16 protein-coding genes and 1 pseudogene are annotated in these 21474 nt (G+C 59.9%); 7 read left to right on the plus strand and 10 right to left on the minus strand.

Annotated elements, in window-relative coordinates; all coding sequences use genetic code 11:
* Positions 1-41: 41 nt before the first annotated feature.
* On the minus strand, positions 42-935 hold the full coding sequence (locus tag EK403_RS17715) for a LysR family transcriptional regulator (RefSeq protein ID WP_128778793.1): 894 nt from the start codon (positions 933-935) through the stop codon (positions 42-44).
* Positions 936-2021: 1086 nt separating this feature from the next.
* Between EK403_RS17715 and EK403_RS17720 the strand changes: the two genes are divergently transcribed.
* On the plus strand, positions 2022-3218 hold the full coding sequence (locus tag EK403_RS17720) for an alpha/beta hydrolase (protein ID WP_128778794.1): 1197 nt from the start codon (positions 2022-2024) through the stop codon (positions 3216-3218).
* Between the two features lie 151 nt (positions 3219-3369).
* Positions 3370-4299: an AraC family transcriptional regulator gene (locus EK403_RS17725; protein WP_128778795.1), complete on the plus strand. Its 930-nt coding sequence runs from the start codon at positions 3370-3372 to the stop codon at positions 4297-4299.
* A 326-nt stretch (positions 4300-4625) separates the two neighbouring features.
* On the opposite strand, the gene EK403_RS17730 is transcribed toward EK403_RS17725, so the two are convergent.
* Positions 4626-5543, minus strand: a complete 918-nt coding sequence (locus EK403_RS17730) for a helix-turn-helix transcriptional regulator (RefSeq protein ID WP_245479774.1) — start codon at positions 5541-5543, stop codon at positions 4626-4628.
* 456 nt (positions 5544-5999) lie between these two features.
* Here EK403_RS17730 and EK403_RS17735 point away from each other — a divergent pair.
* A pseudogene (locus tag EK403_RS17735) lies at positions 6000-6754 on the plus strand (IS5 family transposase).
* A 479-nt stretch (positions 6755-7233) separates the two neighbouring features.
* On the opposite strand, the gene EK403_RS23805 reads toward EK403_RS17735, so the two are convergent.
* The 6 genes from EK403_RS23805 to EK403_RS17765 all read right to left on the minus strand — a co-directional run bounded on the left by EK403_RS23805 (position 7234) and on the right by EK403_RS17765 (position 13883).
* The gene (locus EK403_RS23805; RefSeq protein WP_428979627.1) at positions 7234-7602 is read right to left on the minus strand and encodes a transposase; all 369 of its coding nucleotides are present in this window, start codon (positions 7600-7602) and stop codon (positions 7234-7236) included.
* 122 nt (positions 7603-7724) lie between these two features.
* Entirely contained in the window at positions 7725-10016 is a 2292-nt protein-coding gene (locus EK403_RS17745; protein WP_128778797.1) for a hypothetical protein, read from the minus strand.
* A gap of 100 nt (positions 10017-10116) precedes the next feature.
* Positions 10117-11298 (minus strand): alpha/beta hydrolase family protein, encoded by a 1182-nt coding sequence (locus EK403_RS17750; protein ID WP_128778798.1) that lies wholly within the window; start codon positions 11296-11298, stop codon positions 10117-10119.
* A gap of 725 nt (positions 11299-12023) precedes the next feature.
* Positions 12024-12686, minus strand: coding sequence for a hypothetical protein (locus EK403_RS17755; RefSeq protein WP_128778799.1), 663 nt, complete (start codon positions 12684-12686; stop codon positions 12024-12026).
* Positions 12687-12800: 114 nt separating this feature from the next.
* Complete coding sequence (locus EK403_RS17760) at positions 12801-13229, minus strand: hypothetical protein (protein WP_128778800.1); 429 nt, start codon at positions 13227-13229, stop codon at positions 12801-12803.
* Between the two features lie 222 nt (positions 13230-13451).
* Entirely contained in the window at positions 13452-13883 is a 432-nt protein-coding gene (locus EK403_RS17765) for a hypothetical protein (protein ID WP_128778801.1), read from the minus strand.
* Between the two features lie 33 nt (positions 13884-13916).
* On the opposite strand from EK403_RS17765, the gene EK403_RS17770 reads away from it, so the two are divergent.
* Positions 13917-14555, plus strand: a complete 639-nt coding sequence (locus tag EK403_RS17770; protein ID WP_128778802.1) for a hypothetical protein — start codon at positions 13917-13919, stop codon at positions 14553-14555.
* Between the two features lie 266 nt (positions 14556-14821).
* Here the strand turns inward: EK403_RS17770 and EK403_RS23365 are convergent, their stop codons facing one another.
* Positions 14822-15034: a DUF763 domain-containing protein gene (locus EK403_RS23365; RefSeq protein WP_245479772.1), complete on the minus strand. Its 213-nt coding sequence runs from the start codon at positions 15032-15034 to the stop codon at positions 14822-14824.
* A 330-nt stretch (positions 15035-15364) separates the two neighbouring features.
* Positions 15365-15604: a hypothetical protein gene (locus tag EK403_RS17780; protein WP_128778803.1), complete on the minus strand. Its 240-nt coding sequence runs from the start codon at positions 15602-15604 to the stop codon at positions 15365-15367.
* A 176-nt stretch (positions 15605-15780) separates the two neighbouring features.
* Here EK403_RS17780 and EK403_RS17785 point away from each other — a divergent pair, with 176 nt between their 5' ends.
* The 3 genes from EK403_RS17785 to EK403_RS17795 are packed head-to-tail and all read left to right on the plus strand — an operon-like array spanning position 15781 to position 21234.
* Positions 15781-16533 carry an ImuA family protein gene (locus tag EK403_RS17785; RefSeq protein WP_128778804.1) on the plus strand — a complete coding sequence of 251 codons (753 nt, stop codon included), beginning with the start codon at positions 15781-15783 and terminating at the stop codon, positions 16531-16533.
* Positions 16448-17968 carry a DUF6504 family protein gene (locus EK403_RS17790; RefSeq protein WP_128778805.1) on the plus strand — a complete coding sequence of 507 codons (1521 nt, stop codon included), beginning with the start codon at positions 16448-16450 and terminating at the stop codon, positions 17966-17968. The genes EK403_RS17785 and EK403_RS17790 overlap by 86 nt, the downstream gene beginning before the upstream one ends.
* Entirely contained in the window at positions 17965-21234 is a 3270-nt protein-coding gene (locus EK403_RS17795; protein WP_128778806.1) for an error-prone DNA polymerase, read from the plus strand. Before EK403_RS17790 ends, EK403_RS17795 begins: the two co-directional genes overlap by 4 nt.
* The last annotated feature ends 240 nt before the right edge of the window (positions 21235-21474 follow it).

The raw sequence follows: 21474 nt of genomic DNA on the forward strand, positions 1-21474 counted from the left end.
CGCGGCTCATCAATCGAGGTGGAAACGTATCGGGGGCTTCTTCAGGTCCTGTGGCGGAGCGCCTCGAGCAGCTTCACGAACGCCGGGGAAGTATGCCGACGGCTGGGATAATAGAGGTAGTAGCCGTCCCAGACCGGACAGAATGGCTCCAGGACGCGGGTGAGACGTCCGGACTCAATGTGCGTCATCGCGATGTCTTCCGGCATGTAGGCGAGCCCGAACCCGGCGAGCGCAGCCTCGAGCACATCGTAGATGTGGTTGAAGGCGAGCTGACCGTCGACCCGGATCCTCAACTCGCGGCCGTCCTCCTCGAACTCCCAGGCCCAGAACCCTCCATACGTCGGCAGGCGGATGTTGATGCAGGTGTGCTGGACGAGGTCCTGCGGATGCGCGGGTTCCAGGCGCGAGGAGAAGTAGGACGGAGCCGCCACGACCGCGAACCGCAGATCGGGGCCGATGCGCGCGGAGATCATGTCTTTGGCTAGTTGCTCACCGAGCCGCACGCCCGCGTCGACGCGCTCGGTGACGATGTCGGTTAGGCCGTTGTCGAGCACCAGCTCGACCTTAATGTCAGGGAAATGAGGAAGGAAAAGGCCCAGCTTCGGCCAGAGTGCGCTCCGGATTGCATGGTCCGAAGCCGTAATGCGAATCGATCCGGCGGGCTTGTCCCGCAGCTCGCTGAGGGCGTCGATCTGGGCGTTAATCTCATCGAAGTGCGGGCCGACGCCGTTCAGAAGCCGCACCCCCGCCTCGGTCGGCGTCACCGCGCGGGTAGTCCGCGTCAGCAGCCTCAAACCAAGCCGGGTTTCGAGCTGGCGGATGGTGTGACTGAGCGCTGACTGCGAGACGCCGACCTTGGCTGCCGCCCGGGTGAAGCTGCGCTCCCGGGCGACCGCCAGGAAAGCGAGAATGTCGCTGACGTTCTCGCGGGGCACCCATAAACTCCCTTCATGTCCGCATGCCGATTGTACCGGCTAATCGCGGGGCATGACAGAGCTCAGATCGAGGCAGCCGCGGCCGTCAGGCAAGGCGCGGAGAACGACGCTTCGGATGGGCACCGGGTTGGTCCGCGAGGCGCGCGGAAGCACCGGGCCCAGAGAGCCCAGCACGCCGGAGGCGACCCGCTCCACAGGGTCTACTCTTGCAGCGCTCTCCGCCGATCAGGCCAGGACGGACGAAGGAGCGAGGTGAAGCCGACAGTCGCGAGATCTCGTCCAGCTCGCCCTTAATACGGCTGTAGAAGAAGCGCGAACCGACGTCGGCCCCGAGCGGGGTTCAGCGCGAAGGTCTCGGCGCCCCTGCCGTTCGGCAGCCGGGATCCTGAGCGGATAATCGTAATCGTGCGGCGGAGCGCATCATTCGAACTCGCTTTCCGGATCGTGGTTCCGAGCGCGCAGATGAGCAGCATCGACGCTCCGAACGGCGCTCCCGCGAGAAGGTTCTCGTAGTCCAGCAACCGGCGCCGACAGCTTCGGATGCCCGGGCAGTGCGCGTTGGAGCGGTGCCGTCACCGCGGCGACGCGCCGGTCTTCTACGCGAGCTTCGACGGCGATGCCGGGGTATCGCTAAGCGAGGCCGCGACGGTGCCATCTCACGGTCTCGAAGCAGGGCGACAGGACACCGACGCTCGAGATCGACAACAATCGATCCATAACGGCAGCTGTGTCGGAACGCCTAGCCGTCACGCGGCGACGCAGCGGCGCATCCGGCCGCATCGTGCGTCTCCGCACGACCCCCAGCAGCGTGTCGTTGCTGATCGGCAGCACGAGGCGTGCGTCAAGGCGAAGGGGATCTGCTCGTCCGGATACCGTTGCGCTTAGCGGGATTCCCCTCCGGCAGGGGTGACGACGCCCGAAAAAGCCGCGGTCAAATCGCACCAGCCGGAGGATCAGGGCAGGACCACCTCTCAGGCGACAGACCAACTTGACAGTAGCGCTTCTTACCAGCTAGTCTTCGATCGTCGGCTATCCCCGCATCAAGGTCGACCAAATAAACCAACAAGTACGTCTAGGGATGACGCTATGGAAACCGATAAAAAAACCGGAACGTCCCGCAGATCATTTGTGAAGGCTGCTGGAACCGGCGCAATAGGAATAGCGACGCTGCCGCTTTCGACTGCAACTGCTTTCGCGGAAACTGACAACGTGGAGCTTGCCCAATCGAAGCGGAAGGTTGTCCTTGCTGAACAAGGCAGTTTCTACATCGGGGGCAGAACAGTAACCGGGCCTGGAAAATTCGATCCGTCAAAGCCGGTAATTCCATATTCCAACGAAGGTGCCACGTTTTATATCAATCAAATGTACGTAAACTTTCAAGCTCCTGTGCGCCCTCGTGGGCTGCCTCTAGTCTTTTGGCATGGGGGCGGACTAACCGGCCATATCTGGGAATCTACCCCAGACGGCCGCCCCGGATTTCAGACCCTCTTTGTTCAAGATCGGCATACGGTCTACACGATTGATCAGCCAGGGCGCGGAAGGGGCAATATTCCTACCTTTAATGGCCCTTTTGGGCAGTTGGAAGAAGAGTCGATTGTTAACACTGTTACCGGAAACTCCAGTAAAGAAGGAGCGTGGGTTAGAGATCGACTAGGGCCCGCTCCCGGCCAGTTTTTTGAGAACAGCCAATTCCCACGTGGTTATGAAGACAACTACTTCAAGGAGATGGGGTTCAGTCCGTCGATCTCATCAGATGAGATAGTCGACGCTGTTGTTAAACTAGTAACTCACATAGGTCCTTGTGTTCTGGTGACCCATTCGGCTTCCGGAGTACTGGGCATGCGAGTCGCGACACACGCCAAGAACGTGAGGGGGATCGTTGCTTATGAGCCTGCGACAAGTATCTTTCCCAAAGGAAAAGTGCCTGAGATACCGCCTCTCGCCGATAAAAAGTCGCAAATTTTCCCGCCGTTCGAGATCCAGGAGTCTTACTTTAAGAAGCTCGCGAAGATACCCATTCAGTTTGTCTTCGGAGATAATATCCCCAAGAACCCTAAATCCGCCTATTGGTTCTTGGACTGGTGGAGAGTCACTCGCTACGCTCACAGCTTGTCACTCGAGGCTATCAATAAGCTCGGTGGTCAAGCGTCTCTTTTGGATTTGCCGACTGCGGGACTTCGCGGCAACACGCATTTTCCATTCACCGACCGGAATAACGTGCAGGTCGCTTCTCTGTTATCTGATTTCCTCGGAAAGCACGGCTTAGATCAGAACGAAAGCTGAAGCCGCAAGTCCTAGAGGCTGCATTCTGACATCATCCCTCCACTTTAACGAGTGGAGGGCTTTTCCATGTTGACGACCTGTTCAGTCCTTGCTCTGCTAGGGCTGAACGCAGCAGTCATTTCTATTTTCTTCCGTTTTGGAGGTCTGGATTATGACGATGACGGCCTCTTCCGCTCAGTCGCCTCTCCTCGATGTCGTGCGCTTCTTAGCGTCAGAAGGTCTGGTCATACAGCAATCAGCGCAAATAGAGGACTCCACTAGCGCTTGCGTAAGTTATGATCAGTATACATTTGTCGACGGCGCGTGCAAGAAGTGCCAAAGCGATTATTTCGGGATATCAATCAAGGTTAAAGGCCCGCCGGTTCGTCGGGTTGACTTTCGAGCCAAGCCGGACTTCGCTGTAGGGAAGGCTGGTATGACAATCATGATCCCGCCCGATGATGAAGGGCATTTCGAGGGGGTCGGCTCGTTCGAATCGTTAAATTTTTTCATTGCCTCGAGCGCTGTTGAAAGGTTGTCACTTGAAGTCTTTGATAAGCCTCTTGCTAATCTAGAGTTTCAGCAGGGGCATTTCCGTTATGATGCGACGATGATGCAAATCGGAGGTATCGTACTAGAGAGACTATTTAGCGGTGATCTTGTCACGGCTTTAGAAATGGACGCCTGGGCTCAGATTGTTGCGTTGCATATACTTCGTAAATACAACCTGAGCGACGGCCTGAAAAGAGGATTATCGGGCGGTAGGAAAGAGGTTCTTTCAGGAGTTGCTCTTAGCCGGGCTAAGGCGTACATAAATTCTCATTTGAGTATCGGCCCTCTGTTCCTCCGGGATATTGCTTCATCGGTGGGCGTTAGCGAGCGGAGATTTGCAAGGGCGTTTCAGGAAGGGACGGGATCCAGCGTTCACGAATATGTCTTGCAGGTGAAATTATCGCGAGCCTGCGAAATGCTTCGGAACAGTAACATGCCGCTCCTAGAGATCTCGGTGTTGTCAGGCTTCGCTTCCCAGAGCCATATGACAAACGTTTTTCGGCGTAGACTTAGGATGACTCCGCGAGAATTTCGCAATGCATTGTTGTAGGGACGCGTTCAGCTGAACGCAGAAAGCTTGGGGCGGCAAGATTGTAAAGCATGCGAGCTGTTACGCTGACTTCCGCCCTATCCGGCAGTCTCCGCAGCGCTCGCGACAGATTCCACGGAAAGGAACAGTACCGGGTGTTGACGCTGATGGCTATTAGAGCCTTGAACTGTTTGAGACGAGCGTCTTGAGCTACTTGGAGTAGCTGTAGGCAAGCAGTCAGCCCCTGACATGGCAAAGCAAGAGGTTGGTGGCGAACTTAGTCAAATGCAAAGACGGTCGACATCCCAGCTTTACAATGTCACTGAATCCTGTAAAGATGAACCCAATTAGCAAAGCCGTCTATATTTGGAAGGACTGAGGCCCGTTAGCTTTCGAAAGATGCGAGAGAAATGCGTATGACTTGAAAAACCAAGCGTCACTGCAATATCAACCAAATCCCGTTCCGGGTTTCTCATAATGATCTTCGCTTTTTCAACCCGTTGCAAGAGCACAAACTGATACGGACCGGTCCCAAAAGTGGTCTTGAACACCCTAGAGAAGTGGTCGGGGCTTAGCTGAACCAGATCTGCGAGCCGCGTCACCGACAAGTTATCGGATAAATGTTCTGATATATAGTCTAAAATTCTTTCGGTCTCTTTAGGAGAGAGCGAACGATGGTCAACAATCGGCGGGCAGGTCGCAGAGTATTTCGCCCTTAAAAGGCCAACGAGCGCGATAGAGAGCGACTCCGCATACAAAGGGCCGTTTGGACAACCGGCCTTAATCTCAGCCCGCATCAACCGAACGATGTCAGCGACTTGACGATTTTGACTGAAGACTGTCGGCACTAAGCCCTGCGACTCTCCAACGCCCGTCATTGGGTATAACTTAGTTAATCTATCGGTATCTAAAAGCAACCCAGTGCGATTATACGCCTGAGTCCTACTCACCTCGACGATTTCTACGCCCGCCCTTAGCAGAAATATCGCTCCAGCCGACATCCGTTCATGGTGAGATGAACCTCGAAAAAACCATCGTACTTCACCATGCTGCTTTCCGCCAACGACGAGCACCGTTTTTATCGCCATCGCCCGCTTGGTGGGTTCTAACGTTCCGGCACCCTCTTCGAGCGGAAAGCCAGCCCATGCCGGGGTGGCTGCACTCAAGAAATGCTCTGAGCCGGGCACAAACGTCTGAATTTCGCCATTGCGAAAAATTGCGACGCGCCGCTGAACAGCGGCTGGAATCAGTTCGGTGGAGGGCATGGCGATCACAAAGTCCCCTCCTCAGCCAAACACTCTTCACACGGGACAGAGAAGCTTGACGAATTGCACATTCGTTCGCCGGAGAGGGGTGTGTCTCTGCGAGAGCGCGCGGAAGCCCTTTATAAGCTCAGTGTCTGCTGCCGTCAATTATGGCTGTGTTCACCTCTTCTGATGGTCTAACATCTTACTTTGGCGATGGACCGCGGCGGCATCCTTGTTCAGCAATGATGCGCCAATCTTGCTGCAGGACGCTACAAGTGGTATGCTAGGGTTTGGAGCGGCGCTTGCGCCCTAGGTAAATCACGCGCGCCGTGCCAAGCCCGTCGCCGCACGCGTACTCCCAGCGCTTCTCCTACTGCGCCATCTAGGCGTTCAGTCCTAGGGCCCGGACCCATTAACGGCTTTGCGGATTGAGCGAAGCGTGATTCAGAGGCGTCCTCGTGGAGGAGGACGCCGATGGGATCGGACTACTTCTGGCTGACGGACGAGCAGTTCGGCCGTCTCGGGCCACACCTTCCGACGAAGACGCGGGCATGCCGCGGGTCGACGACCGTCGGATGATCAGCGGCATCGTGCATGTGCTGAGGTCGGGCGGCCGATAGGCCGGCGCGCCTGCCGTCTGTGGTCCGAGCAAGACCCTCTACAATCGCTATGTGCGCTGGGCCGTGAAGGGTGTCTGGTGCAAACTGTTCGACGCGCTCGCCGCTGAGGCCGGGCCCCGCTCTCACGTCCTGATCGACAGTTCCGCAGTAACAGCTCATCGCTCGGCGGCCGGCCGCAAAGGGGCGAGCGCAGCCAGGCGGTCGGCCGATCGCGCGGCGGACGCACCACCAAGATCCACGCGCTCACGGACGGAAAGAGCCGGCCGATCGCCTTCCTGCTGACCGGCGGGCAGGTCGCAGACTGCGCGGCCGGCGCGACGCTGCTGGCGGAGCTTCCCGCCGCCCGCATGCTTCATGGCGACAAAGGCTACTACAGCGACGCGATCCGGCGTCAGGTCGGGGCCGCAGGCGGCACGCCCAACATCCCGCCGAAGGAGAACAGGCGCTGGAAGCCGTGCTTCTCGCCAGCGCTCTACCGCGATCGCAACGCCATCGAGCGCATGTTCTGGCCGCCTCAAGGACTTCAGGCGCGTCCCGACGCGCTACGACCGCCTCGCCTCGAGCTTCCTCGCCGCCGTCCACATCACCGCGATCGTCAGCTGGTTATGAGTCCGGGCCCTAGCGTGTCCTGGCTTGGCTGGCGAGTAGACAGAGCTCCGGCTTTTCGACGCCGACGGCTTTGAGGGCCTCGAGCGACGTTCTGAACCGGAGCCTCGATCTTCCAGCATTCGATCAGTTATTCGAGTGGCTGATGCGTATGCCCGTCGACCTAAAGAGTTGGCTGCCGTCGATCGATCAAGGTTGACAGATCGGAGACGAAGGCAGGCGTGAGAGCGTCACCTGCGAAGGGCTGGCTTACCGACTCCGGGTGCGGGCGCGGTGGTGACAACGATGGTCAGACCGTGGTCCGTTGCGGGCGAGAGCCCGATCGAGAAACGCGGCGCTTCGCGTCGTGCATCCGATCCGGCCGCCGATCGCCGCCAGGCTCTCCGCGCCTTGCGGAAGTCTACCGCCGCGTCGCCACCAGAACCCAGACCGAGCCGGACGGGCCGATCACGCCCCGGCCTTCAACGCCCGGATCACCGTCGCTACGGTACTTGCGTCCGCACCGCCGCACCGTCGACCTCACGCCCGATCGACGCTGTCTTCAAAGACGAACGCCGCAGCCGACGAGGCCTTGGCCTGGCCGATACCTCCGGCTCCGCCGTCACGACTACCGGAACGAACGACGCCGCCTTCTCCGCCTCAGCCCTGTACGTCCGCCGCCATGCAAAAAGCTGAGGCGGCGTCAGCCCATGCCGTCGCGAAACTGCGCGCACCGTCGCGCCGGGGCTCCGCGCTTTCGGCGACGATCGCCGCCTTCTCCTCGGCCAACCAGACCCGCCGCCGCCCGCGCCGATGAACACCTCAAGCCGCCGGGCAGGCTCCGACATAGGCTTAAGCTCTAAAACCGACATATGCCGAAGCCCTAAATCAGGCTCCGAACATCACCCCGCACCGCCCCGGCAGTAGGTGGCGGTGGAACAGCGCTTACCTTGGAATCACACCATGCTGCCGTTAACATAGCAGGGCACAGGTACTATGTTCGTCTGCACGACCACAGCATCAGGAGTAACGCACCAAGATAACAGGAAGCCGCAATGTTAAGGGCGAATGTAAAACTGAATTGCTTCGAAAGCGCAACGGATAGCGCGGACCCAAGTACCGACGCCGAGCCATTGATCGCCCATAGAATAGGAATATCAATGGAATGAGCTTTATGACCGGCCAGCCTCAACGCTGTAGGAAAAAAGCAGCCCAACGAAATACTTAGCGGAAAAATCATGGCTCCCGTTAGGATTATCCGCCCACCCGTCGAAAGATAAAAAAACTTGCTCGTTACTAAGGGACCTAGATAGTTCACCATCAGAACTGCCGGAACAGAAAACATACATGTGACCAGCAAGATCTGCCACTTTTCACGATTGATAAAAAAGTGCGAAAGCAAACTGCCTAGGCCCGCCCCCACCAGCATGGAGAAGAGCACCACAGAAAGAGTGATGGTAGGAAATCCCAAAAATAACATGTATCGCTGAACAATGATATTCTGGACAACCATAAATCCTACGCCTATTAAAGCGACTAGGATAGCTAAAATGGATAGCTTCGGAGTCGCTTCTCTAAAGTTCCTACCCGACGCAAACGCCCATACCAGCACAATAAATGTTACTGAGGCCGAAATCACAAGTAGCCCTCTTACCATTATGGGAAGCTCAAAAGATAAATCGAAAAAAAACGGGCTATCGTCACTCACTGGTCTTAAATTTACCTCAGGGAGCTTATATGCTTCCGATGACGAAGCGAGTTGCTTTAATAGCGGAGAGCCCGTATCAGGAGCTAGATAACTAAGCGCAAATCCGCGCGCCTCCGTGACGAACTTCAGTCTTGCTGTTTCCTCAGCGGTCAATGGAGATCGTTTGATGATGAGGAGATGATTATAGGGTGCATTGTTTTTATTAGGCGCGCTCACCACAGCGAGATGAGCGGCGGCTTTCGCTATACTCTGCCCTTCCGAATAAAGAATCGAAAGTGCTGTTACGAAGGCACGCGCAAGAAATGCATCCTGATCAAATATAAGTACAAGGGCACCACTTGGCGTTAAACGTGCAACAGCGTCTTGTAAGCCTTCACGGGTCTGAATGTAACTTTCAGCCAGAGCAAGGCCCTGACCGGTCGCGGTCGCCGTTTGCGTCAGAGAGAGATATATTAAGTCATACGCACCTGTATCTCGAGCTAAGAAGTGTCGTCCTTCCTGTATAAAAAGTTTCGTACCCGGTTTGTTATACAAGTCGCCATAAAATTCGCGAAACTGTTCGAGCATCGCCGGTAGGGCGGGATTTATATCAATTGCCGTGATGTCTCTGACGCCAGCGAACTGTCCGAAAAGTACGTCCAGCCCCCCACCGGCCCCAATCGTTAACATCCGATCGGACTGACGCGGCCGCCAGACATCAAGCGGGACGTGTCCGATGTGCGAGCGCAGAGCCGTGGGATCAGTTTCCCGGCTGTGCATCCGCACCATTGGGGCGGGCGTGTCACCGTCTGTGAATATCGAGATTAGATCTTTGTTCAATCCCATGACGGCGTCAGTTCGAGCATATGCATCCCACCTCGTGGCTAGAACGGTCCAATTATTTGGGTCCCTTTGCATTCTAACTATCATCGGCTTTGAGTTAGCCGGGTCGACAGCGACCCTGCCAACCGTCAGCCGATTCAGTGGAACGCTCACGCTAAAAGCGAAGCAGGCGATCAACAACGGTAGCGCTAGGAATGTTGCTGCTCTAAGTCGCCGTTCGCGCTCGCATCCCAGCGCAAAAATCAAACCTGCCAGCGACGTGAGCGTAGCAGTAGCGGAGATTGTAGAGACCGGTCCAAGGAGATTCAAAAGGAAAATACCTACAAAGCATCCAGTTCCCGCTCCTATTAGATCAGCTGCATAGAGTTTACCTGCTCTGTCCGGCCAGCGCGTGAAAATTGATCCCACACACCATCCGCTAAAGATAAATGCGGGGATCAAGACGATCGAAACGGCGGCGAGAGGCGGGAGCAGTGAGAGGGCGGGTGTGGTGAAGATCATTATCATCGGCGTGACGTTCAGGATCGCGGCGGCAATGGAGGCTGCTACAATGTAGGCATCACCGTTGCGCCAACGCGCCAGCAAAGCTCCCAGCCCCAGCCCCAGAATACTGAAGGAAACAACCGCGAAGACGAAATGATATCGAAATATGGCCGAAAATATTCGGATAATGCTTATCTGAAAAACCAACGATGATAAGCATAGAACGAACGTAGAGGCGTAAAGGGCCGTTGAACGTGTCATCAAGCTCGACATCAAACCTGAGCCTTGGGAAAGCTACCTTGGCATAACGCGGCTCTTCGCGCGTGCTGGCCGACAGGCGTGCTCTGTCGGCCAGACTGATGAAAGTCTTCTATTAATCGGCGTCGAATTGGGAACTTCCGCGGCTTGTATCCAGGACTTTATCTTCTATCCAATTCAGAATGACGCCCGCCACTTCGTCACTATTACGTTCCGACATCATCTGATGGCTGTTGCCGTGGATATCAAAGTCCGGGAGGAAGGCATTGGACGCTTTACCTCCTTTCGCCTTTATCGCCCAGACTAATGGACGGCAGTGCTCTTTACCGTGACCGGACCAGATACCGTGACCGGCTTCACTATTGAGGTTGAGCAGAGGAACTTTGGTGTCTGCATAGACGGATACGAGTTTCGGATCGACCGGCTTCTGTGGCTGCGGGCTGTCAAAATCCGTCGAATTAAGAGGCAAGGTCGTACAATTGGCAGCTTCGACGGAAACAACAGCCTTAAACAAATCGGGCCGTTGCATCATGAGCTCGTTTCCTAAGACAGCACCTCCTGACCATCCGACATAGATAACCGGGCCATATTCCTCTTTTATACGTTCCATGGCTGCGATAAAGCTCTCATGTACGTCGCCTCCGCTTGGACCGCCCGGGATTAACTGTCCAAGGAACTGCCTCCGAGCTTCTTTGTCAGTGGCCATCTGGTTTCCGAAATTATGGCCATCACCTAGCTCCCCGAATTTCGGCCCAACGTCGTACCATCTCCATGCGAAGCTGGTCTGCAGGAAGAACGGGCTGTTAGCCAGCGGATCGCCCTTCCCTGTGGCGGCCTTATTGATTGCGTCGACCACGAAGCCCGCGCGTCCAGTGCCTGGCGGATCAATGACGTAGACGGGAAAGCCGCGCCTTGCAAAGTATTTATCCCAGCCTTCCCGCCCGTCGACTGTCGTTTGCCAGACCATCCCGTTCAGGCCGCTGTGCGCGAAAATGATAGGTGCCGCGCCGGCTCGTAGTTCCTTAGGTATCAGGTATTCGACATAAGCTTGACCAACAAGGTTCTTCATTGTATTCAGAGGCGGGAGGCCCGGCGCCAACAAATCAGAAGACTTCCTTTTCATGATCTTGCCGCCCGCAAAGAAATGTCCCATCGTCCTCAGGGTCAAATCGGGCATCTTCTTAGCCTCTGCCAAAGCACCGGAAATATTCGCGGCGAGCAAAGTTCCCGCTATTGCAGCTGCCAGCTTGATTTTGTTCGTTGACTCCCGGGGGCCCTTTACATCTTTTCTGATCACGTTTCTCTCCCTGACCTTATTGTCTATACCACTACCGCCACCACTACGATGAAGGGTTCGGCACAGGCATATTGGAGAGACTTTTCCGGTCCCGCTCCCACCTTTGCGCGCTTTTTAGTATCATTCCGCGGTCCCGAACCATCGCAGTGGATAGGTGCCCCGCCCGCCAGCGAGAAAGCCGACTCTACCGTTTATAGTGTCCGCCGATGTCGCCGGTAAAATCTTACCAGCTAAATCCGTAGGGACGGGAAGCGTCGCGCGCGACCTATCGGCGCTAAGCAGCGGCAGGCGAGAACGTCCGTAGCGCAATTGTACTGGTGGCCTTTTGCCACTTTCGCCACCAGTTGCGAGGTCGGTTGGGCGCCATAGGACTAAACCGCTCTCGCGGTAGACGCGGCCGGCGTTTGGCGGCGGCGTAGAGGGCGCAGGCCGAAAATCGACGTCGAATAGTAAATGGAGAACGCATCGTCGAACGTCAGCCGCAGTTCGCTATAGGTTTTGCCGATGGATATCATTATCACGGACATGAGCTATTGAATGTACTACCTGAGATGGTGCGAGCGTGTGAGGCAACTTTGAAGATTTTAATCAAAGCGAAGCTCGGTTCATAAGTCGAGTTGTGCCGATCCATAACATGGCGGTCTTCTGCGATTGCTAGAAGCGACGAAAGCGCCCCGCCGGCCGGAGCCGAGCGGGGCGCGCTAATATCTGGCGGACACAGCTGGTCAGCCGCTATCGTCCTGGAGGGTTGCTGCGGGTGGATCGGTCAGAGTCGCCCTTAGGCTGTACGGAAAACGCCGGTCGATCTCGATCCTGTTTTCTCGAAAAGGGCCGCTGCCGTCTTCCCGGCGGCCCTCCATCCGCTCGAGGAGCCGATCCAGCTTCCGCTCGAAGCCTTCGACCCGCTGGGTCAGTAGCGCAAGGCCCTTGTCGGTCCCGGCCTGACGTTCGCGGGCGTCGTCGATCTGCCGCTGTCGCTCCCCGCGCCCGTCGTCGAGGTTCTTCGCCACCCGCTCGAGGCTGCCCTGTTGCTGCTTTAGTTGATCGCGTATCAGCGGGATGTCCTCGACCCTTGAGGCCATCTCGTCGAGCTTCGAATTCACGAAGGTGCGCCGGGACGCGATGTCGGAGACGACGTTGTCGACGCGCGTGTTCACGCTGCGGTCGTTGTTCGCGATCTTGTTGTTGATGTCCGTCATGGACGCCGTGAACTGGCCCCATGCGATGAAGGCCGTCCCCGCCATCGCCGCGATCGTCAGCAGGTTCCCGACCGAGATTTCTGCATTGAAGCGTGGTCTACCGTAGCCGTTCGCATGCGGCGCTGGCTGGACCGGAGGAGGCGCGGGCGGCGGCATGTGGTGGTCATGACGATTCTTCAGATCCGCCACCTCAGACCGAAGTGCTTCAAAGGCCTGTCTCACGATTTCCTCGAAGGTCGCTTCGTTTCGGAGCCTAGCGACCTCTTCCGGATCGCCCTCTGCGTATGTTCCCACAATGCCGCCTTACTGCGCGGCCCGCTCGCTCTTTGCCGCGTCCTCCGTCACCGCGATCGAGCTGTTCGTCGTCACCACGTCGTTCTGCACGCCCGGCAGCTTGGCGATGATCTTGGTGCGGAGCGTGTCGTCGCTCTGCTTGAGCGCCGCGACCGCCTTGGGATTGTCGCGCTTCACGATCTCGATCGCGTCGTTGATGAGGCCGGCCGGAAGCCCTTCGAGCTTGCCGCCGCGCGCCGCGAGCGTGGTCACGAGCGCCCGCAGCGTGTTGTCGATGGTGCGATAGAGGCTCTGCGCGAGCTCGCCGTCCTTCTGGACCTTGAGCGCTTCGACGATCTTCGCCGTCAGCCATGTCGCGAGCACGGGTACGAGGCCGGCGATGAACAGGAGCAGTCCCGGCCGGACGGCCTCCCAGACGTCGTTCAAGAAGGCTTCCATGGCTCAGGTCTTTCCGATGGCGTTGCGGATGTCCGCACATTGGAGAGTTCTTGAGGTCCGGTTGTGGCGCATCACGGCTGTGCATCTTAGGCGCGAACGACCTTTTGCCGACATACGTGGCGTCCGGTTCTGGGCTGCCGATAACCGTAGATTGCCAAGCCCGCTCTTTTTTCGGCCGCGATATTACAATTGACAGAAAATAAGATAGCTACCGATACTTTTTTATTTATCAGGTATTGATCCAGTATCTGAATTGAATGTCAGCAAATTTTCTTTCTGAGACGGTCTGAGCGCAACGTAAATTTGAGATAAAAAGTGCATGCCGGCAGGCGTTATTTCGATGCTGTACACTCTGCCTTGCCCGCCCTTTTTTTTAAGAAGACCTAATCCCTCACGCCCTCCTACTCCTGCTCCTAGCAGATCTGTATGTCGAGCGAGTGTCGAGTAAGGCACACCAAGGTCACGGGCGATTTTCGGAAGCGTCAAAGAACCAGCGTCGATCTGCTTCTGCCGACGGGAAATATAGATGAGGGTTTCGAGCGCGCCTACCGTGAGTTGAGGGAAGCGAGACCGCGACTCTGCGAGCGCGCGCTCTACCGGAAGCCACGCCTTATCAGCCAGCAGCCTCTCAAGGTCCAAAAACCAAAAGAACATCTCGAGATCCCGTTTACCTTACGCGATCATATAATGATTGTTTGGAGCCGGCGTGTCGATAGCAGCCTTGACAGCAAGGCGTTTGTGCCTCAGAACATTACGCAATCGCGTAAACTTTATGCGTTCCAAAAAGGAGTTAGCGCATTGGTTTTGAACAATTTTTTCTTTTCTCGCCCCGTCGCTATCGACGCAGGTTCCGTTCTTTCCAAGGCCCACGAGGGGCGTCAGCTGTCGGACGGAGAGGATGCTTTGTTGGATCTTCTCGCAGGTCTTCCGACCTACCCGGAGGCGCATGCCTCCGAACACGCCCGCGAGATGAAGCTGGGGATCGACAACGGCGTCGTCGATTTTCTGGCCACGACGGCAAACGAGGTCGAGGCCGCGGGCTTCGAGCTTTCCCTGATTGCGATAGGACCTGCACCGGACGAGCAGGGCTTCAACCTAATCGCTTCTCTAATACTTCCTGAAGTCATTCAGAAGGCGAAGTCCCGTGGAAGCGAGAATCAGTGGAACGCGCAGATCATAATCGCTCGCATCCAGTGCTCGATCGATTATGATTCAGGTGGTGGGCTCAGTGTCGAAGGGTATCCACTCTACGGTGGCTTCGACGCTCATGCGCGCGTCGAAATGGTCCTTCGCTGGCTCACTGCAGCCGTAAAGACGCGACTTTAAAACGGGCTGTTATCAACTGGAGTATGGCGCGCCTCGTAGGAGACGGGGCGCGCATGTACAACGGTGCCTCCGTTGTTGAATTCAAGAGTTCTGTAAAGCGGCTCGATCTCAACCAGCTTCATTGCGGGCTCCCATCCGAACGTGCTGCGACTACCACACTCTGAGACCGTCCGCGTTCTTCTCGAAGCACGTCGTTCGCTGGCAATGGCCTCGAGACGGCGAGCCTCCCGATCCAGCCGCGCCAACGCCTCAAGCCGCTCATCGTTTCAAAGCTTCGCCTTTGAGAATGCAGACTTCGAAACTCCGATGGTCTCGTCATAGACGCGCGTAGGCACCGGGAGTGGATGCCAGTCCCTGCAACCGTGGGCGAACGAGAACCGAGCGAGGTCGCCGAAGCGACACGGAGCGCCGTGGACGACCTCGGCTACCAACGCCAAGGCACGCACAGTTCGAGCCCCAATGCCTGGCGTCGCGAGCACATCCGCAAAATCCTCAGGCCCCCGTTTCGTCGCAGCGGCGATTGCCCCAAGAAACGCCGTGCAATCACATCGCTCGCATGGACCTTGTGATGCGCCGGGATAGACAGGTGCGGCAGCGTCATCAGGGTGGTGGACTTGGCCTCCTTCTCTGCGCGCGGTTCGAGCCTGAGGGGCCCGGTCGCGATCCTGTCGGGCGACGTCGTGCGAAGAAGGTCGAGCTGAGCGTCCCGCGACGCCGTAGCGTGGTCAGCGAAATTCAGGATCGAGCTGCCTGTTTCGCCGTCGATCGCCGCGTGCGGATCGTCGAGGTCGAGACTTCAGGTTCAGCCCTCAGCGCCTCGATGTCGGATAGGCGCTGAGCAAGAGAGCCGTGCGTGAATTACGTAGTGGCAGACCTGTGGAGCGGACGGTCGGCCCGAACGTGCCGCCGCGCAGTTTCAGAACCAAGTGGTGCTCGGACTGGCGCGCCGTCGGCGGGACCAGTCGCTGGCAGAGCGCGTTGCGCGGCGCCTCGTTGGCAGCGGCCTCAATTTTTTCGAGCTCCGCCTGAAGGCGCTTCGCGCGGCTCATGGATCCTGTCGGTCAGTCATTGTCCTAGAGCCTCTGGACTTCAGCGACCTAGCGCCCTCGCGATTGAATTGAAGCCGCAGCGTTACCCACAGCAGATCGCGTCTTGACTCAAGCGTAGCGGGATTAGAACAAAGAGAGAACGATGATGCCGCCCGACTTCGGAGGACGACGACCACGTGCAGCCACAGCCTGCGATCGACGCTTTGCGCGCGCAGATCGAACGGATCGAAGGTCGTTCGAAGCGCGCGAGATCGGCGCTCCCGTTCGGGATCGCCGAAGTCGATGCGCGTCTACCTGGAGGGGGACTCGCATTCGGCGCGCTGCATGAGGTCGCTGGCGGCGGCAACGGCGCCATCGATGGGGCGGCGGCAGCCTTGTTCAGCGCAGGAGTCGCGGCTCGCACGAGGGGCAAGGTCCTCTGGTGCGTCACGCGGCCAGATCTGTTCGCGCCGGCGATCGCGCAGGCGGGGCTCGTCGCGGACCGAGTGATCTATGTCGAGGCCGGCGACGACAAGACCGTGCTTGCATGTATGGAGGAAGGCCTTCGCCATGGCGGGCTCGGCGCTGTTATCGGCGAGCTTGCACGCCTCGCCATGACGGCTTCCCGCCGCCTTCAGCTTGCAGCAGAAGGCACGGGCTCGATCGGGATCGCGCTTCGTCGATGGCGACGACAGGCGGAGGCGATGGACTTCGGCCAACCGACCGCGGCGACGACCCGATGGCGGATTTCGGTGATCCCGTCCGCTCCGCTGCCCGTCCCGGGCGTCGGAAGACACCGATGGCTCGTCGAGCTGATCCGGGCCCGGGCGGGCGAAAGCGCTGATTTCGAATTGGAGGCGTGCGATGGCACGGGTCGTCTCGCTCTTCCTTCCGACCTGGCCGACGGATCGCTTTCGGCGACAGGCCGGCTACGTCGCGCCGCCGGCTGAGACGCCGCTCGTCCTTGTCGGCCGTCAGGGCAACCGGCGCGTCGTCACAGCAGCGGACCTCGCGGCGCAGAGCATGGGCGTGCGGGTCGGCATGCCCGCCACGAAGGCCCAGGTGCTGGTCCAGGGCCTGCTCGTTAAGGACGCCGATCCACGAGCCGACGCCGAGGCTCTCGAACGACTGGCGGTCTGGGCGCTGCGCTTCTCGCCGATCGTGACAGTCGATCCGCCAGACGGGATCGTCATCGATACGACCGGCGCCGATCATCTCCATGGCGGCGAGACCGCGATGCTCGAAGGCCTCATCGGGCGGCTCGCCATGTCGGGCGTCACGGCGCAGGCCGCGGTCGCTGACAGCTGGGGCGCGGCGCATGCGCTGGCCCGCCACGTCGCGCGACCAGCAGCCGTGGCACCTTCGGATCACGGCGCGGCGGTCCTGCGCGACCTGCCGCTCGAAGCCCTTCGGATCGCGCCTCAGGTCACAGCCGCGCTGCGGACGCTCGGCTTCGATCGCATCGGCGAGCTCCTTGCGCAGCCCCGGGCGCCGCTGACTTTACGGTTTGGCCCGGAGCTTGGCCGCCGTATCGACCAGGCGGTTGGCGACGCGGCCGAGCTGATCGAGTCGGTGCGGCCGGCCGACCTGATCGAGGTCCGTCGCGCCTTCGCCGAGCCGATTGGCGCGCCGGAGACCATCGCCCGCTACATCAGCAAGCTAGTGGCGGAGCTTTGCGAGAGACTCGAGGCAGGTGGCCTTGGCGCCCGGCGGCTCGACCTCATCTGCCGCCGGGTCGACAACGACGTCCAAGCTGTGCGCGTCGGCATGGCGACGCCGGTCCGCGACGTGAAGCGCATGACGCGGCTGCTCTGCGACAAGATCGAGACCATCGCGCCGGGCTTCGGCATCGAGATGATGACGCTTGCCGCCACCCTCGCGGAGCCCTTCGGGCGCAGGCAGATGGCGAGCTTGCTGATCGAGGAGACGGCAGCCGACGTCTCCGATCTCGTCGACACGCTGATGAACCGGGTCGGCGAGCGCGCGATCTACCGGATGGCGCCTGTCGCGAGCGACGTTCCCGAGCGGTCAGTCTGCCGGGTGCCCGCCATGGCGGCAGACAGCGGTACAGGCTGGCCCGGTCACTGGCCTCGGCCGTCCCGATTGCTCGCTCATCCCGAGCCCGTCGAGACTGTCGCGCTACTGCCCGATCATCCGCCCGTCAGCTTCACCTGGCGCGGCGTCCGCCGGCGCGTACAGCGCGCCGACGGACCGGAACGCGTGTTCGGCGAGTGGTGGAAGCGTGACGCCGAGCTCGTGGCCGTCCGCGACTATTTTCGGGTCGAGGACGATGCCGGCGAGCGCTACTGGCTCTACCGGGCCGGCGACGGCGAGGACGCGACAACCGGATCGCACCGCTGGTTCGTCCACGGCGTGTTCGGATGAGCGGCCCGCGCTACGCCGAGCTCCAGGTCACCTCGCACTTCTCGTTTCTGCGCGGCGCCTCGTCCTGCGAAGAACTCTTCTCGCAGGCGGCGGTCTGCGGGATCGAGGCGCTCGCGGTCGTCGACCGAAACTCGCTCGCCGGGATCGTCCGCGCCCATGAGGCGGCGAAGGTCACGGGCGTGCGGCTCGTCGTCGGCTGCCGCCTCGATCTCGTCGACGGCGTGTCGGTGCTGGTCTATCCGACCGACCGGGCGGCCTACTCGCAGCTGTGCCGCCTGCTCTCGCTTGGCAAGAAGCGCGGCGGGAAGGCGAGGTGCCGGCTCCAGTGGCAGGATCTCGTCACCTATGGCGAGGGGCTACTCGCCGTTCTCGTGCCGGATCTTGCTGATGAAGACTGCGCCTTTCGTCTTCGCCGGCTACGCGACGCCTTTGGTGACCGCTCCTATCTCGCGCTGACCCTTCGACGCCGACCGAATGACCAGCTTCGGCTGCACGAGCTGTCGAATCTGGCGACCCAAATGCGCGTCGCGACCGTCGTGACCAACGACGTGCTGTTCCACGAACCCTCGCGCCGCATGCTGCAGGACGTCGTCACCTGCATCCGGCACACCGTCACGATTGATGCCTTGGGCGATCGGCGGGAGCGCCACGCCGATCGCTACGTAAAACAGCCCGAGGAGATGCATAGGCTGTTCGGCCGCTATCCGGAAGCGCTCGCCCGCACGCTGCAGATCGTCGATCGCTGCCGCTTCAGCCTGGACGAGCTCGCCTACCAGTATCCGGAGGAACGCGACGACCCGACGCTGACCCCGCAGGAGACACTAGCGAAGCTAACCTGGGAGGGCGCCGCGGAGCGCTATCCGGAAGGTCTGCCCAAAAGCGTCCGCGCGGCGCTCCAGCACGAGCTGACCCTGATCGAGAAGCTCAGCTACGCGCCGTACTTCCTGACCGTGAACGCGATCGTCCGCTTCGCCCGGTCGAGGGACATCCTCTGCCAGGGCCGCGGCTCGGCCGCAAATTCCGCCGTCTGCTTCGTGCTCGGGATCACTTCGATCGACCCGGGCCGGAACGACTTGTTGTTCGAGCGCTTCGTCTCGGAGGAGCGCCGCGAGCCGCCTGACATCGACGTCGACTTCGAGCACGAGCGGCGTGAGATCGTCATGCAGTGGGTGTTTGAAACCTACGGCCGCGACCATGCGGCCCTGTGTTCGACAGTCATCCGCTATCGCGCCAAGGGCGCGCTCCGCGACGTCGGCAAGGCGCTGGGCCTGCCCGACGACCTGATCGGCGCGCTGTCGGGGCAGCTCTGGTCCTGGTCGGAGCAAGGGGTCGAACAGCGCCATGTCGAGGAGCTGAACCTCAACCTCACCGACCGCCGGCTACGGCTGACGCTTGACCTCGCACGCCAGCTCATGGGCGCGCCGCGGCACCTGAGCCAGCATCCGGGCGGTTTCGTGTTGACCCATGATCGTCTCGACGACCTCGTGCCGATCGAGCCGGCCGCCATGGCCGATCGCCAGGTGATCGAGTGGGACAAGGACGACATCGATGCGCTGAAGTTCATGAAGGTCGACGTGCTCGCGCTCGGCATGCTGACCTGCATGAAGAAGGGGCTCGATCTTCTCGCCGAGCACAAGGGCGCGACTTACGACCTCGCGACCATCCCAGCGGAGGACCCGCGCACCTACGCGATGATCCGCAAGGCTGACACGCTCGGCACCTTCCAGATCGAGAGCCGCGCGCAGATGTCGATGCTGCCGCGGCTGAAACCGAGGACCTATTACGACCTCGTCGTGCAGGTCGCGATCGTCCGCCCCGGTCCGATCCAAGGCGACATGGTCCATCCCTATCTTCGAAGGCGGGAAGGGCTCGAGCCGGTTCACTTCCCAAAGCCTGAGCTCGAGAAGGTGCTGGGCAAGACGCTTGGCGTGCCGCTCTTCCAGGAGCAGGCGATGCGGGTCGCGATCGAATGCGCGGGGTTCACCCCAGGCGAAGCCGACATGCTCCGGAAAAGCATGGCGACGTTCAAATTCACGGGCGGCGTCTCGAAGTTCAAGGAGAAGCTGGTCGCTGGCATGGTGGCGAACGGCTACGAGGCCGAGTTCGCCGAACGCACCTTCAAGCAGCTCGAAGGCTTCGGTTCGTACGGCTTCCCGGAGAGCCACGCGGCGTCCTTCGCGCTGATCGCCTACGCCTCGGCCTGGCTGAAGTGCTGGCATCCGGATGTGTTCTGCGCCGCGCTGCTGAACTCTCAGCCGATGGGGTTCTACGCGCCTGCCCAGATCGTCCGGGACGCCAGAGATCATGGCGTCAAAATCCTGCCGGTGTGCGCCAACGCTTCAAGATGGGACTGCACGCTTGAGCCGATGGACGACGAGGCCCGGTTCGCGGTCAGGCTCGGCCTGCGAATGACCAAGGGACTCTCCAACGCTTATGCGGCTGCAATCGTCGCGGCGCGTGGCGACCGGCCGTTCGTGTCAATGGACGATCTGTGGCGTCGCTCCGGCGTGCCCGTCATGGCGCTGACTCAGATTGCCGAGGCCGACGGCTTCCGTCCGGCGTTCGGACTGGCTCGCCGAGAAGCGCTCTGGGCGATCCGGGGGCTGCGCGACGAACCGCTTCCGCTATTCGCAGCGGCCTCGGCGCGAGAGAACGAAATCGTGCCGGAGGTTGAGGAACCGGCCGTCACGCTGCGACCTATGACGGCCGGCGGCGAGGTCGTTGAGGACTACCGCCATGTCAGCCTGTCGCTGCGCGCCCATCCCGTTGCGTTCCTGCGCCAGGAACTGACGCGGCGCCGGATGGTGACGTGTCTCGAAGCCATGGAGGCGCGCGACCGGCGATGGCTGGAGATCGCGGGCGTCGTGCTGGTCCGCCAGCGTCCCGGCAGCGCCAAAGGCGTCATGTTCATCACGCTCGAGGACGAGAGCGGAGTGGCGAACCTCGTCGTCTGGCCGAGCGTGTTCGAAAAGAACCGCAGGACGATCCTGTCCGCGGGCATGATCGCGGTCTACGGGCGGGTGCAGCGCGAGGGCGAGGTGGTTCATCTCGTTGCCCAGCGCCTGACGAACCTGTCGGCGGAGCTTGCAAGCGTCGGCGAGCGGGACGGTGAGTTCCCGCTGCCGCACGGACGCGGCGACGAGGTGCATCGCGGCTCGACCCCGGATCCGAGGGGCCAACGTTCGACGGGGCTTCGGCCGCGCGACATCTACGTCCCGGACCTGCACCTCGACACGATCAAGGTGAAGACGCGGGACTTTCGCTAGAACATCACCGGGTCGCGATACGCCGACTTGTGTTGGCGGTCTCCAGTCTCTTTGACGACGGCCTGATCGGAGTCGCGGGCAGGCGCGGCGAAGCGCGATCGTTTTCGGCGGCGATCGTCAGAAGGGTGTTGTGGTTCTCCACGATTACACCGAACATCTAAAGAATAGGACGAACCCGCGCCTGGCAGCCCGGTCTAGTCCGCCCTGACCATGACGAGCGTTCCCAGATGATTTTGGACG

This window comes from Hansschlegelia zhihuaiae (genome assembly GCF_004103825.1).
In the GTDB taxonomy this organism is placed as follows: Bacteria; Pseudomonadota; Alphaproteobacteria; order Rhizobiales; family Methylopilaceae; genus Methylopila; species Methylopila zhihuaiae.